Genomic DNA, 13357 nt, shown 5'->3' with positions numbered 1-13357 from the left:
TTAACTAGGACAGCACTCCACACAATGGTGTTTTTCCAGAATCGCATTGATCAGTTTGGTCGCCGCTAATGAGTGCTCGCCTTTCTCCATCACGGTTAAATGAAACTCTGCTTCATACTCGAGTTCGGGGACGGTGATTTTCGCCAACTCGCCCCTTTGCACCCAAATCGCCGCATAGTGGTCAGGTAAATAGCCGATAAAATTGCCTGAGAGTAATAGGTGAGCCGTTGCTTCCATATTGGTGGTGCTGGCGATATGCGGCATGGTTTTCTGATGACTCAGCGGCGTGATGTGATGCGATAAACCTCGGTCAACCAACGAATAATCGCCAAGGTATTCAATAGATATCGGCTTAGCTCGAGACAAAATCGGATGACACGTACTGCAATACAAACTTTGATGTTCGCTAAATAGTGGCGTGTAAATAAGTCCATCTTTGTGTACTTCTGACGAAGTAATCCCAAGTTCAATCTTGCCGTCGAGCAGCATCATTTCGATCTGTTGAGAATCCCACACTACGGTTTCTAATGTGACTTTAGGGTGGCGTTCGCAAAAAGCTCTGATCGCTTGCTGGATATGGCAATCTGGATTAGTGGCTAAGTTATCCGTCAGCGCAAGCGTGATGTGTCCGTGAGAAACTTTACGAATGTTATCTATCTGATTCTCAAAACTATTGATGCTCTCAAACAGGTTTTTGCAAAGTGCATAAACCTTCTGTCCATCTGGCGTGAGACGAAAACCGCGTCTTCCGCGCTGACAGAGCGTCATCCCCAATCTCACTTCCAGATCGTGCATACGAGTACTGATGGTCGATTGATGCATGTTAAGAGCAAACTGCGCAGCCGAAAAGCCACCTGATTCAACGATGGCAAGGAACACTTGTAGCAGCTTTAAATCAAAATCACTCAGTTTTCGCATAACGGCCTAACGATGGTAATACAACATGAAGAAAGCAACGTGCGGGTTTCACCCCATCAGGAAGATAGTAAGGGAAAGCGATTTAACCATATGTGATTGTATTCAAAGATATAGTGAGACTTGAGTCAGTAAGAAACTAGAGATAATTTTGCCGTGCGACTAATTATCCAAGCCGACCTCCAAGCGATAACAAAAGCCCTAAATTCGACATTAATAATTCAGTTGATTTGCATACAATCTCGGGCGAGAAATGAGTAGTTCGAAGACCTTTTTCTCATTCTGCTAACTTGTTCACATTCCAGATAGAGCAACCAAACGAGAGGGAGCGAAAACACAACTCGAGAGCATCACCTATTACACTCAAAGTCTACTCATCCCAGTAAAATCGGGCCTTCAACAATAAAAGCAAACCGATTCCGACCACACGCGACAAATGTCATCAACACTCTCAGTTGGTGCGATACATCGAAAATCGGCAAAGTATCCTCGCTCAATGCGTAATTTATCTCGATGAAAACTAAGCGCTAAATAACCACTAGAACGAAAAACATAAGGTGGTGAAATGAACGCTTACCCAAGAATCAATATTCATTTAGACGCGATTACAGAAAACACCCAACACATGGTGTCGGTTTGCGCCAAACACAACGTGAAGCCCGCAGGGGTCACCAAACTCGCGTGCGCATTACCTGAAGTAGCCAAAGCTATTTTAGCGGGCGGTATTACTTTGTTGGCGGACTCTCGCCTTCGCAACCTCAAGAAAATTAAAAACCTACATAGCCAAACCTTGTTGCTGCGCCTGCCTGCACTGAGCGAAGTCGATGACGTGGTCGAGTTTGCAGACATCTCCCTTAATTCGGAATTAGTCACGCTTCAAGCCCTGTCTGATGCAGCGCTGGTTAAAGGTAAGCGCCATCAAGTCATCGTAATGCACGATCTTGGTGACTTACGCGAGGGCGGATTTTTTGAAGAGGAAACGCTCGCTCTTTGCCGCGAAGCGATTTGCCTTCCAGGTATTGAACTCGTAGGTCTAGGAACCAACCTCGCCTGTTATGGCGGTGTTGAACCAACTTACGACAATCAAAATCAACTCGTCGCCCTAGCGCGTCAGATAGAAGAAGAAAACGACATCACATTCCAGTTTATTTCCGGTGCAAGCTCGGCTGGCCTTGGGTTGATGATGGGGAGTGAGTTGCCAAGTGGTGTGAATCAACTTCGTTTAGGCGCATCGCTATTGATGGGTATTGGCCTGAACGACGACCCTGTACCGCACACGCGCCAAGATACCTTCCAGCTTGAGGCTGAAATCATCGAAATCAAAGTGAAGCCTTCAGTGCCTGTTAATTCCACCGCACTCGATGCCTTTGGTAACAAACCCGAGTTCGTCGATCGTGGATTGCGTCGCCGCGCGTTGTGCGCCATCGGTAAGCAGGATGTGGATATCAGCCAACTCACGCCAGTAGACAAGAACATCATCGTGATTGGCGGTAGCAGTGACCATCTGATCCTCGATATCAACGATTGCAGCCAAGACTACAAGATCGGCACAGCGGTGAAATTCGATTTGTCATACAGCGCGGTCTTGCAGTGTATGACCTCTGAATACGTTTATAAGCATATGATTTAAAAACCTTAACACGCGCCCACTTTGGGTTGCTAAGGAAGCCCCATGTTTAAAATTAAAAAATTTCCCAACACTTTTACGATCCTTTTCTTTCTAATCGCGCTGTTTGCTTTGCTGACATACATTCTCCCAGCGGGGAAATATGTCCGCGAGATGAACTCACAACTTGGTCGAGAAGTGCCGATTCCCGGTTCTTACGAGATTATTGAAAGTACGCCACAAGGTGTGTTCGAGACGCTTATGGCACCCATTTCCGGCTTTTATGACCCTGTTTCTGGTGTGATCGGCGCCATTGACGTCAGCTTGTTTGTCCTTATGGTGGGTGGCTTTTTAGGTATCGTGACCAAAACGGGTGCGATCGATACTGGTATTGCGCGCATCATGGTGCTGCTCAAAGGGCGTGAGATTTACATGATCCCGATTCTAATGGTTTTGTTTGCGTTAGGAGGGACTTCCTATGGTATGGCAGAGGAGTCCCTCGCTTTTTACGGTCTGATGATTCCTATCTTTATGACCGCGCGCTTTGACCCATTAGTGGCGGTTTCCGTCATCTTTATCGGTACCGGTGTGGGGACTCTGGGCTCAACCATTAACCCATTTGGTACGGTGATCGCATCCAACGCAGCCAGTGTCGATTTCATCAGTGGTATCGAGCTACGCTTTATTATTCTTGCTGTGGCTTTGGTGGTTGCGACTGCTTACGTCATGCACTACGCAAGAAAGGTTCAGCGAGACCCAAATGCTTCCTTGGTTGCTCACCTGCGTAAAGATCACGAAGCACACTTCCTTGCGGGCAAACCATCTGGCGACGACCTTGCGCCGCTGACTTTGGCTCAAAAAGGCGTTCTGGTGCTGTTCATCCTGACCTTTGTGATCATGATTTACGGTGTATCAGTACTAGGTTGGTGGATGGCCGAGATGGCAACGCTGTTCATCTTTATGGGGATTCTGTGTGGTTTGGTTGGCCGACTCAAAGAAGACGATTTGATCAACTCTTTTGTCGCAGGTGCTGCGGATCTTATCGGCGTGGCATTGATTGTCGGGGTTGCTCGCGGGATTGTTGTGGTCATGGAAGCGGGTAATATCACCGATACCATCTTGAGTTACGCAGAGAGCCTAGTCGCAGGCAAAAGCAATGTCTTGTTTATCAACACGGTTTACTGGATTGAAATGCTGCTTTCATTCATCGTGCCGTCCACCTCTGGTTTGGCGGTCATGAGCATGCCTATTTTGGCGCCGTTAAGTGATTTTGCTAATACAGGTCGCGAGCTCGTAGTCACTGCGTTTATGAGCGGAATCGGCACCATCTTGTTTGTGACACCAACCTACGGTGTTCTGATGGGTGGCTTGGCCATCGCCAAAATACCGTATATCACGTGGCTGAAGTTTATCGCTCCGCTGGTCGCATTCTTTATCGTGCTAAACAGCATCGTATTGTCCGTCGGCGTTTCGCTATAATCTAGTTAACTAGAGTCTAGAAAAACAAAGCCCTCAATATTACTTGAGGGCTTTTTGTTTTTCGTCTGCGATCTAGAGACGCCAGCCAGTCACCTACTACAAGAATGCTTTGTATGGCAATTCTGGTTCATTCTTGAAGATATCGCTAAAGCCACGGAAATGTTGGTAATGCATGCGACCTTTATCTGTCGGGAACGTATATTTACCGCCGACTTGCCAGAAGAATGGGGCAAACTTGTATTGCAGACGATCTTTCTTCATGTTCCACAACACTTCGATCTCACGCGGATCATTTTGGAAGTTCGCCCAAATATCATGGTGGAATGGCACGACAACGTCGCAATCTAGTGACTCAGCCGCACGCAGAATATCGGATGAGGTCATCTTATCGGTCACACCGCGTGGGTTTTCACCGAACGATAATAGCGCAACGTCAATCTGGTACTCGTTACCATGTGCTGCGTAGTAGTTTGAGTAGTGTGAGTCACCCGAGTGGTAAACGGAACCGCCCGTAGTTTCAATCAGATAGTTCACTGCGCGTTGGTCCATACCGTCGAGTATTTCTTTGTCATAAGAAGAAACGCCTTCTGGCAGTGTCACTAGTGCGGTGCGGTCAAACGAATCTAGCACGCGGATTTTCATGTCGCCCACTTCCAGTACGTCGCCAACTTTCGCCACCACACAACGCTCTTCAGGCACTCCCCAACCTCTCCACAAATCAACACAAGCTTGCGGGCCGATAAACTTAACGTGTTCGCCGCAGTTTTGCAGCACAGCCGCCGCGACATTGACGTCAATATGATCGGCATGGTCATGTGACGCCAGAACCGCGTCAATCTCTTTGATGGCAAAAGGGTCAAGCGGGAAGATCGCGGTACGCAAATTCGGTTGAAGGGCTTCTACCCCACCCATACGCATCATTTGATGCTGGTTTTTCATAAACGCATTTTTCTGGGTTTTCTTACCGGTTCCGCACCAAAAATCGATAGAGATATTGGTATTGCCTTCGCTTTTCAACCAAATACCAGTACAACCTAGCCACCACATCGAGAATGTGTTGGGCTCGACAACCGTATTTTCAATCTCTTCATTTAACCAAGTTCCCCATTCAGGGAAAGTGCTTAGAATCCATGACTCACGTGTAATTTCATTTACTTTACTCATAGCAACACCTTCTTGTTTCACAATTTTCGTTAAATTTTGGATGTAGGGAGCCGAGCGCCTTAATAGATGATTAAGGCACTGAGCTGATATTTGGTTTAAGAGAGGAGCGCGTTACACGAGTATGACTTGTGTCCCTTGAGCTTCTATCGCTTTTATCACGTCTGGATTAGCGCTCTTTCCTGTGATCAAAATGTCAATTTTCTGAGCTGGACAGAAAAGCATGCCCGTTCGTTGACCGACTTTTGAGCTATCCACGACCACAACTAACTTGTCGATTTGCTCTAGCATCTGTTGCTCTGCCACTGCAGTAAGCATGTCAGCTTTGTAGAGACCCGCTTCGGTTAACCCTTTACCGGAAGTGAACATCCAATTACCGGCGTAGCTGCTCAAAGAGTTTGGCGCTGGATTTAAAAAGATATTTTGCGCGCGGTTATATTGACCGCCGATGATGATCACATCGTCATGGTCTTCATTGATGAGATAACTTGCCAGCGGGAAGTAGTTGGTGACGATTTGCACGTCTTGACCACACAGCTTTTGTCCTAACAGGAATGCGGTCGAACCGCAGTTGATCACGACACTGTCGCCTGGCTGACAAAGTTCTGCCGCTTGCAAGGCAATCAAAGACTTTTCTTCGTAATGTTCGGTGCTGTTAATGTTCAGCGGGGTCCATTTTTTCTTTTTCGCTTCTACGCGTTCCGCACCATTACGCACTTTACGTAATTTACCTAACTCATCTAACTTTGAAATATCGCGTCGAGCTGTCGCGGGAGAGACGTTGAAACGCTCAATGATGTTCGCGACATTAATCGTCTGATTTTCTTCTAATAAAGACAGAATACCGTTGTGTCTCTGCACTTCGTTCATTTTTATCACCTTATTCAATTCAAATTCACCGAAATGTCTATCTAGTGATTACATGGTGATTACCTGTGATTTATTTTGATTCTATTAATCAAGCATCTGATTGTCAAACATACGAGCTAAGAAAACACTACTTTCATCACACAAAATCATAACTCATTGTTTTTATTGAAAATAGAAAAATTCAACGTGATCAATGTACCAATTATTTGGATTTTTAAGGTGCTAAATTGACAAAAATCAAAATAATCACAAATGAGCATTGCGTGATTACTTTTGATTGCTAAAGTTTAGTTCGTGAGCAATACCTGAGTGGATTCTTACCTATTTAAGGAATCACCTCTGACCTACAAACGATTACAAATACAAATCTATCAAGGGGTAAAGATATGGAGTTCTTATACGACATCTTCTATATTTTTTACAGCCAAGTAATGACCAAGGCCCCACTGCTATTGGGCTTAGTGACATTCATTGGCTATTGGCTGCTGAGAAGAGACACCACCACCATAATCAAAGGATCGATCAAAACGATCGTCGGTTTTATGCTGGTTCAAGTGGGTGCGGGTACCCTAGTCGCAGGCTTTAAACCTGTGATTGCAAAACTCTCTGAGTTTCATGGATTAACAGGGTCAGTGATTGACCCATACACGTCCATGATGGCGACAATGGAAGCCATGGGCGACAACTACTCTTGGGTAGGCTATACCGTGCTTCTTGCACTTGGCATCAATATCCTGCTTGTTTTATTCCGCCGTTTTACCGGCATTCGAACCATCATGCTGACTGGGCATATCATGTTCCAGCAAGCGGGTTTGATTGCGGTCTTTTACCTCGTGCTTGGCGCAAGCATGTGGGAAACCATCATTTACTCCGCGGTACTGATGGCGCTGTATTGGGGCATTTCGTCCAACATCATGTTTAAGCCGACCGAAGCGGTCACTGGCGGAGCAGGTTTCTCAATTGGTCACCAACAGCAGGTTGCCTCTTGGATCGCCACCAAAGTGGCACCGAAACTCGGTGACAAAAATGACAGTGTTGACCACCTTGAACTGCCCAAATGGCTACACATTTTCCACGACAGCATTGCCGCGACTGCTATCGTGATGACGGTCTTCTTTGGCATTATTTTGTTGTCGTTTGGTCTCGATAACCTTCAAGCAATGGCAGGGACGACGCACTGGAGCATCTACATTCTTGAAACTGGCCTTAAGTTCGCCGTGGCGATTCAAGTGATTGTTGCTGGTGTGCGTATGTTCGTCGCCGAACTTTCTGAAGCGTTCAAAGGTATCTCAGAGCGCGTAATTCCTAACGCAGTGTTGGCGATTGACTGTGCTGCTATCTACGCATTCTCGCCTAATGCGATGGTATTTGGTTTCATGTGGGGCGCATTAGGTCAGTTTGCCGCGGTACTGGCGATGCTGGCATTCGACGCACCAATTATGATCATCCCCGGCTTTATCCCTATGTTCTTCTCCAACGCAACGATTGGCGTTTTTGCCAACCACTTTGGTGGCTGGAAAGCAGTCATGAAAATCTGTTTTGTGATGGGGATTATCGAGGTACTTGGTTCTGCTTGGGCTATCCATCTATTTAGTCAGCAAGGTACCGAGTTCAGCGGCTGGATGGGTATGGCTGACTGGGCGTTAGTGTTCCCACCAATCATGCAAGGTCTATCAGCATCGAAAATGTTCTTCTTCGTCCTGGTTGGTCTGTCTTTTGTTTACATGTTCTTTGCTTCTCGCCAATTACGCGCAGAAGAAGATGCGCAAGGCACAGTGGCAGTCAGCGAAGAACCAGAAGTGATCGAAGCCGTAGAACAAGCGATCAAAGCCAGCGACGGTGTCCGCCCAGTGAGCATCTTGGCGGTGTGTGGTAACGGCCAAGGCTCTTCAATGATGATGAAAATGAAGATTGGTCAGTATCTAGAGAAGAAAGGGATTCCTCATGTGATGGATTCGTGCGCGGTCTCAGACTACAAGTCCAAGCTTGCCAGCACAGACATTATCGTCTCGTCGAAGCACCTTTCAGCGGAGATGGAGCCAGGAGAAGGCAAGTTTGTACTGGGAGTACAGAACATGCTCAATCCAAACTCTTTCGGTGACGAGCTACTCGACATCATCAATAAGAACTTTGTATCCGCAAAATAAACTCATCACCTAACCACTGATAACGATTTAGGTGCCGGGACACTGGCACCTACTCTGGAGATAGAACAATGGGATTGAAACAGTCATTGATCGATAACAACTCAATCAAGTTGCAAGCAAAAGCCAGCAACTGGCGAGAAGCCATCAAGATTGGCACCGACATGTTAATTGCGTCTGGCGCTATCCAACCGTCTTATCACGACGCGATCATCAGCAGCGTCGAAGAGCTTGGTCCGTACATTTGTATCGCACCTAACTTAGCTCTACCACATGCACGCCCGGAAAATGGCGTTCTTCGTACCGCGTTCGCGCTCGTGACGCTTGAAGAGCCGATCTATTTTGAAGGCGAAGAGGAACCGGTCGATGTGTTGATCACGCTCGCGGGCAGCTCTTCTGATGAGCACATGGAAGGGCTAATGGAAGTGACGCAAGTGCTGGATGATGAAGATAGCGAAACCGGAGTCAATCTGGACAAACTTCGTCACTGCCGAAGCTCATCCGATGTATTCAAAGTGATTGATGATGCTCTCGCGACCAACGCTTAGGGGAAAATCATGTACAACGAACTGAAACAACGCGTGCTCGACGCCAACCTCAAACTGCCAAAGTACGGCTTGGTGACTTTTACTTGGGGCAACGTATCCGAAATTGACCGAGAATCCGGCGTGATTGCGATTAAACCTTCGGGTGTTGAATACGACGGCATGCGCGTAGAACATATCGTAGTGGTAGACCTTGAGGGCAATATTGTCGAAGGCACCATGAACCCATCGAGCGACACCGCCACGCACATCGAAATATACAAAGCGTTTCCAAAAGTTGGTGGTGTGGTGCACACCCACTCGCGCAGCGCAACGATCTGGGCGCAAGCAGGAATCGACATTCCGGCTCTCGGCACCACTCATGCGGATTATTTCTACGGCGACATTCCATGCACGCGCAAGTTGTCACAAGCAGAGATTGCCGAAGATTACGAAAAAAACACCGGCTTAGTGATTGTCGAAGAGTTTTGCCATCGCCGCATCGATCCAATGGCAGTACCAAGCGTGATTGTCGCTGGTCATGCGCCTTTCTCTTGGGGGATTGACGCCGATGACGCCGTACACAACGCGGTCGTGTTGGAAGAAGTCTCTGCCATGGCGCTCGCAACGCGTTCACTCAACAGTGGTATCAAAATTCAGCCTGAGCTTTCAGATAAGCATTACCTGCGCAAACACGGTGACAACGCTTACTACGGGCAGAGGTAATAACTATGTATAAAGTGCTTGCTCTAGATTTAGATGGAACGCTACTCACCGACGACCACAGCATCCACCCTGAGGTAAAAAAGGCAATTCAGGAGGCGAAGAAAAACTGCCATGTTGTGATCGTCACTGGGCGCCATCACACGGCTGCGCGCCCTTACTACCACGAGCTCGGGCTTAGTACACCGATCATCTGCTGTAACGGCACTTATGTATACGACTACCACAATGACCGAGTGCTCAAGCACAACTCGATCAGCAAAGACGATGCGCTGACCTTCATTGCTTTGGCGAAAGAGTTTCAGGTCAAGATGGTGATGTACGTAACCGATGCGATGACGTACTCAAACTACAACCCCATTCATTACATGGAAGCGTTGGAGAACTGGGCGAAATCCGCCCCGGAACACCACAAGCCAAAGATCTACAAAATTGACTCATTCAGCGACGAAGTTCGCAACACGGAATACGTGTGGAAATTTGTGGTGGAAGGCTTACCAAGTTCCGTCGAGCGCTTACTTGAGCATCCTTGGGTGAAAGAGAAATTTAATGGCGAACGCTCTTGGTCAAATCGCATCGACTTCGCCGCAAAAGGCAACAGCAAAGGGCTTAGGCTCGCGGAGTATGTCTCTGAACTGGGTTACCACCCTAACCACGTGATCGCCGTGGGCGATAACCACAACGATATCTCCATGCTCAAATACGCGGGGTTAGGCGTTGCCATGCATAACGCAGATGAGACGGTGCAAGCTCACGCCCGTTTGGTTTGCGAAACCGATAACAACCATGACGGCCTTGCTCGTCTGATACGTGAAAAAATTCAAGGATAAGCATCATGACTAAACCAATGATTCAAATTGCGCTAGACCAAACTAACCTCACCGATGCAATCGCGGTGGCGAGCAATGTTCATAGCTACGTCGACGTTATTGAAGTCGGCACTATCTTGGCGTTTGCAGAGGGGATGAATGCGGTATCGACCCTACGTACCAATCATCCTGACCACATTCTCGTCTGCGACATGAAAACCACTGATGGCGGCGCGATTTTGTCTCGTATGGCGTTTGAAGCCGGGGCCGATTGGATCACTGTCTCCGCCGCCGCACACATTGCAACGATTGAAGCGTGCAAGAAAGTCGCAGACGAGTTCAACGGTGAAATTCAAATCGAAATCTATGGTAACTGGACGATGGAAGATGCCAAAGCTTGGGTCTCGTTAGGCATCTCTCAGGCGATTTATCACCGCTCTCGTGACGCGGAATTAGCCGGAGTTGGCTGGACTGACGCTGACCTCAACAAAATGCGCGCACTGTCTGACCTTGGCCTTGAGTTATCGATTACCGGCGGCATCGTGCCAGAAGATATTTGCTTATTCGAAGGAATCAAAGCAAAAACTTTCATTGCTGGACGCGCTTTGGCGGGTGAAAGAGGTCAAGAAACCGCAGAAGCATTAAAAGTACAGATCGACCGTTACTGGAACTGAAGGAGTTAACATGTATCAGAACCTACAACGCCATCGAGTGGGATTGTATGAAAAAGCGCTGCCGAGTGAATTAAGCTGGGAAGAGAAACTCAAAATCACCAAAGAGCTTGGCTTCGACTTTCTCGAAATCTCAGTCGACGAATCTGACGAGCGCCGCCAACGTTTGGATTGGGATGACAACACCATTTACGAACTGCGCCATCAATGTGAGCGCCACAATATGCCGTTGCAATCGATGTGTCTGAGCGCTCACCGCAAGTTTCCATTCGGCTCGGCTGATCCAAGCATTCGCCAACAAGCGGTATTGCACATGGAAAAAGCGATAACGCTGGCGTACAAACTTGGCATCAGAACCATCCAATTAGCTGGCTATGACGTGTATTACGAACCCGCTAATCAAGAGACGCACTTGCGTTTTATTGATGGAATGAAGCAAGCCGCAAAGTTAGCGGAACGCGCTGGGGTCATGCTGGCGGTCGAAATCATGGATACCGACTACCTCAACTCATTGAGTAAGTTTGAAGTGCTCAATCGCGAGGTTAATTCTCCTTACTTCACGGCTTATCCAGACGTTGGCAACATTTCTGGCTGGAACTATGACGTGTGTACTGAGCTTCGATTGAGCAAGCCTCACATCACCCAAATCCACCTAAAAGATACTTACCGAGTGACACCTGAGTACCAAGGCCAATTCCGAGACTTAGTGATTGGTGACGGCGAGGTCAACTTTGATGCGATCTTCCGTACTCTCAAAGAGATGGATTGCGTGGTGCCTTTGGTGATTGAAATGTGGGCACACGACGAAAACTGGCGCGCGCACATTCAAACCGCCCAACAACGCTTAAACACCGCCTGTGATCATGCAGAGCTACCGAGATTGTTTGCCGCTTAGAAGCCTATTCCTGACACTAAAAACAACAATATTTACGCTCTATCCGTGCTCGCCGTTTGAGCACCGTTTCCCCTTTTTAGGAACGTGCAGTTTTAACCCCCGTAAAAGCTGCACTCTTTCATTTCATAGGTTGACTTAGCACCTTGGTTGGCGCAAAGTTGCGCTCTATTGAGATAAAAACCTGTTGAATTGAATGAAATTACTCCATCTACAACTTTTCTGGTACGAAAAACATCACACCTTATTAGAGATGGAGAACCTACCTACCCTCACCCCAACGCAAGAACAAGAACTGCGCGAGTGGGCCAAAACGCGCCGAAAGATCCTCAGCTACGAAGTACATCAACAACCTTGGGTTAAAGTGAATGTCGACGGCTTTTCCTCGATTCTTGAGCTCAAACCAAATGGCACGTTAGTCGAGAAAGATCTGTTTAGCGAACGTGGATTGCAAGGCTTATGGAAAGTGAACGACGGGTTTCTTTTCGTCAAAGTGGTCAGCGGTGAATTTATCGTTGAGTACCAAATCGTCGGTTCTACCGAGAAGAATCTTCACAGCGGGATTGAGTACATCAACGGTAAAGTGAGCACTTACAGTAAATTCGTCAAAGCCGCCAACTCATAGTGTGTAACCAGTAGTCACTAACTCATTATACTTCCTGATAAGACTCTCTAATCAGTTGACTTAAAATCTGCGTCAAAGGACTGTGTCTTTCGGTTTGCAAACAGTAGAACGAATAAGCGATATTAAAGCTCACGCCTTGAGGGTAAGCGATGACAGAAAAGTCGTCACTTAAATAACGAGTTGGAGATTGAATCGCTACCTTTGAATTGGCGGCAATTTGTAGCGCCGAGCGCAGTTTATCAACTCGCACCCCGTATGAGATGTCTTCTCGATGCTTCTTTGGTAACACGTCTTGAAATCGGTAACTGAACTCATTCCACCCCGGAACATCAATAAAAACAAACGGCAACGGTTTGATTTCGTCCCACTCGGAAATCTCATATCGCTTGTGCACCGCCGTAACAATTTGATCTACCTTGAGCGTTTTTTGATAAATGTCTTTAGAGAAACGCTCATTCTGCAGATGAATCCCGCAGTCGATATCACCTCTCATAAGTTTATCTATACTATCCGGTCCCCAAGTAACAAAGTTGAGCTTTGCGAGCGGAAAATGTGCAACCAGCTTGGGGTATAACCGAGACACTAACAAATCATATTCGGGATCAGCAATCGCAATCGTGATCAACTCTTTATACAGGTGTGGCTGAAATTCTATCGGCTTATTGACGACACTCACTAATTGTAAGTAAGCAGATTCAAGTTCTTGATAGATTTGACTTAAGTAATGAGTTGACTCAAAACCATTCTGCGTTTTTACAAACAATTGGTCGGAAAATTCACCGCGAAGTTTAGCGAGATCTTTACTCACCGCACTTTCCGATTTGCCCAGCACTTTTGCTACCGTTCGCATGCTTCGGTACTTCTTCAAAAGTATTAGTGTATTAATCAGATTGAGGTTAATTTTGTTTTCCATTTTGTCATACCTAGTATTACAAGCC

13 protein-coding genes are annotated in these 13357 nt (G+C 47.0%); 9 read left to right on the top strand and 4 right to left on the bottom strand.

The window, feature by feature from the left end:
• Positions 1-918, bottom strand: a complete 918-nt coding sequence (locus tag AKJ31_RS00275) for a LysR family transcriptional regulator (protein WP_053407092.1) — start codon at positions 916-918, stop codon at positions 1-3.
• 562 nt (positions 919-1480) lie between these two features.
• Here AKJ31_RS00275 and AKJ31_RS00270 point away from each other — a divergent pair.
• Together AKJ31_RS00270 and AKJ31_RS00265 are read left to right on the top strand one after the other, a co-directional pair.
• Positions 1481-2545, top strand: a complete 1065-nt coding sequence (locus AKJ31_RS00270) for an alanine/ornithine racemase family PLP-dependent enzyme (protein ID WP_053407091.1) — start codon at positions 1481-1483, stop codon at positions 2543-2545.
• 42 nt (positions 2546-2587) lie between these two features.
• Positions 2588-4000, top strand: a complete 1413-nt coding sequence (locus AKJ31_RS00265) for a YfcC family protein (RefSeq protein WP_053407090.1) — start codon at positions 2588-2590, stop codon at positions 3998-4000.
• 96 nt (positions 4001-4096) lie between these two features.
• Here AKJ31_RS00265 and ulaG read toward each other — a convergent pair whose 3' ends face one another.
• Positions 4097-5164, bottom strand: a complete 1068-nt coding sequence (gene ulaG / locus AKJ31_RS00260; RefSeq protein WP_053407089.1) for an L-ascorbate 6-phosphate lactonase — start codon at positions 5162-5164, stop codon at positions 4097-4099.
• Between the two features lie 111 nt (positions 5165-5275).
• Positions 5276-6031, bottom strand: a complete 756-nt coding sequence (gene ulaR, locus AKJ31_RS00255) for an HTH-type transcriptional regulator UlaR (protein WP_053407088.1) — start codon at positions 6029-6031, stop codon at positions 5276-5278.
• Between the two features lie 386 nt (positions 6032-6417).
• Here ulaR and AKJ31_RS00250 point away from each other — a divergent pair, with 386 nt between their 5' ends.
• From AKJ31_RS00250 to AKJ31_RS00220, 7 genes are all read left to right on the top strand, one after another.
• Positions 6418-8178, top strand: coding sequence for a PTS ascorbate-specific subunit IIBC (locus AKJ31_RS00250; RefSeq protein WP_053407087.1), 1761 nt, complete (start codon positions 6418-6420; stop codon positions 8176-8178).
• Positions 8179-8246: 68 nt separating this feature from the next.
• Positions 8247-8723 (top strand): PTS sugar transporter subunit IIA, encoded by a 477-nt coding sequence (locus AKJ31_RS00245; RefSeq protein ID WP_053407086.1) that lies wholly within the window; start codon positions 8247-8249, stop codon positions 8721-8723.
• Positions 8724-8732: 9 nt separating this feature from the next.
• A complete protein-coding gene (locus AKJ31_RS00240) occupies positions 8733-9425 on the top strand; it encodes an L-ribulose-5-phosphate 4-epimerase (protein ID WP_053407085.1) in 693 nt (230 codons plus the stop codon).
• 5 nt (positions 9426-9430) lie between these two features.
• Positions 9431-10252, top strand: coding sequence for a Cof-type HAD-IIB family hydrolase (locus tag AKJ31_RS00235; RefSeq protein ID WP_053407084.1), 822 nt, complete (start codon positions 9431-9433; stop codon positions 10250-10252).
• 5 nt (positions 10253-10257) lie between these two features.
• Positions 10258-10905: a 3-keto-L-gulonate-6-phosphate decarboxylase UlaD gene (locus AKJ31_RS00230; protein ID WP_053407083.1), complete on the top strand. Its 648-nt coding sequence runs from the start codon at positions 10258-10260 to the stop codon at positions 10903-10905.
• A gap of 10 nt (positions 10906-10915) precedes the next feature.
• Positions 10916-11797: an L-ribulose-5-phosphate 3-epimerase gene (locus tag AKJ31_RS00225; protein ID WP_053407082.1), complete on the top strand. Its 882-nt coding sequence runs from the start codon at positions 10916-10918 to the stop codon at positions 11795-11797.
• Between the two features lie 193 nt (positions 11798-11990).
• The gene (locus AKJ31_RS00220) at positions 11991-12419 is read left to right on the top strand and encodes a hypothetical protein (RefSeq protein WP_053407081.1); all 429 of its coding nucleotides are present in this window, start codon (positions 11991-11993) and stop codon (positions 12417-12419) included.
• Between the two features lie 25 nt (positions 12420-12444).
• Here the strand turns inward: AKJ31_RS00220 and AKJ31_RS00215 are convergent, their stop codons facing one another.
• A complete protein-coding gene (locus tag AKJ31_RS00215; protein ID WP_157052290.1) occupies positions 12445-13332 on the bottom strand; it encodes a LysR family transcriptional regulator in 888 nt (295 codons plus the stop codon).
• Positions 13333-13357 lie beyond the last annotated feature (25 nt).

The sequence above is a fragment of the Vibrio hepatarius genome (genome assembly GCF_001274785.1).
GTDB lineage: Bacteria > Pseudomonadota > Gammaproteobacteria > Enterobacterales > Vibrionaceae > Vibrio > Vibrio hepatarius.
Note: the sequence above shows the minus strand (reverse complement) of the source record. Positions and strands in the feature narration are given on the sequence as shown.

Excerpts from the sequence above, each read along its gene's own strand:
- AKJ31_RS00270 (WP_053407091.1), top strand. The coding sequence starts at position 1,481 with ATGAACGCTTACCCAAGAATCAATATTCATTTAGACGCGATTACAGAA.
- AKJ31_RS00250 (WP_053407087.1), top strand. The coding sequence starts at position 6,418 with ATGGAGTTCTTATACGACATCTTCTATATTTTTTACAGCCAAGTAATG.
- AKJ31_RS00240 (WP_053407085.1), top strand. The coding sequence starts at position 8,733 with ATGTACAACGAACTGAAACAACGCGTGCTCGACGCCAACCTCAAACTG.
- AKJ31_RS00215 (WP_157052290.1), bottom strand. The coding sequence starts at position 13,332 with ATGGAAAACAAAATTAACCTCAATCTGATTAATACACTAATACTTTTG.
- AKJ31_RS00245 (WP_053407086.1), top strand. The coding sequence starts at position 8,247 with ATGGGATTGAAACAGTCATTGATCGATAACAACTCAATCAAGTTGCAA.
- AKJ31_RS00220 (WP_053407081.1), top strand. The coding sequence starts at position 11,991 with ATGAAATTACTCCATCTACAACTTTTCTGGTACGAAAAACATCACACC.
- AKJ31_RS00265 (WP_053407090.1), top strand. The coding sequence starts at position 2,588 with ATGTTTAAAATTAAAAAATTTCCCAACACTTTTACGATCCTTTTCTTT.
- AKJ31_RS00230 (WP_053407083.1), top strand. The coding sequence starts at position 10,258 with ATGACTAAACCAATGATTCAAATTGCGCTAGACCAAACTAACCTCACC.
- AKJ31_RS00235 (WP_053407084.1), top strand. The coding sequence starts at position 9,431 with ATGTATAAAGTGCTTGCTCTAGATTTAGATGGAACGCTACTCACCGAC.
- AKJ31_RS00225 (WP_053407082.1), top strand. The coding sequence starts at position 10,916 with ATGTATCAGAACCTACAACGCCATCGAGTGGGATTGTATGAAAAAGCG.
- ulaG (WP_053407089.1), bottom strand. The coding sequence starts at position 5,164 with ATGAGTAAAGTAAATGAAATTACACGTGAGTCATGGATTCTAAGCACT.
- ulaR (WP_053407088.1), bottom strand. The coding sequence starts at position 6,031 with ATGAACGAAGTGCAGAGACACAACGGTATTCTGTCTTTATTAGAAGAA.
- AKJ31_RS00275 (WP_053407092.1), bottom strand. The coding sequence starts at position 918 with ATGCGAAAACTGAGTGATTTTGATTTAAAGCTGCTACAAGTGTTCCTT.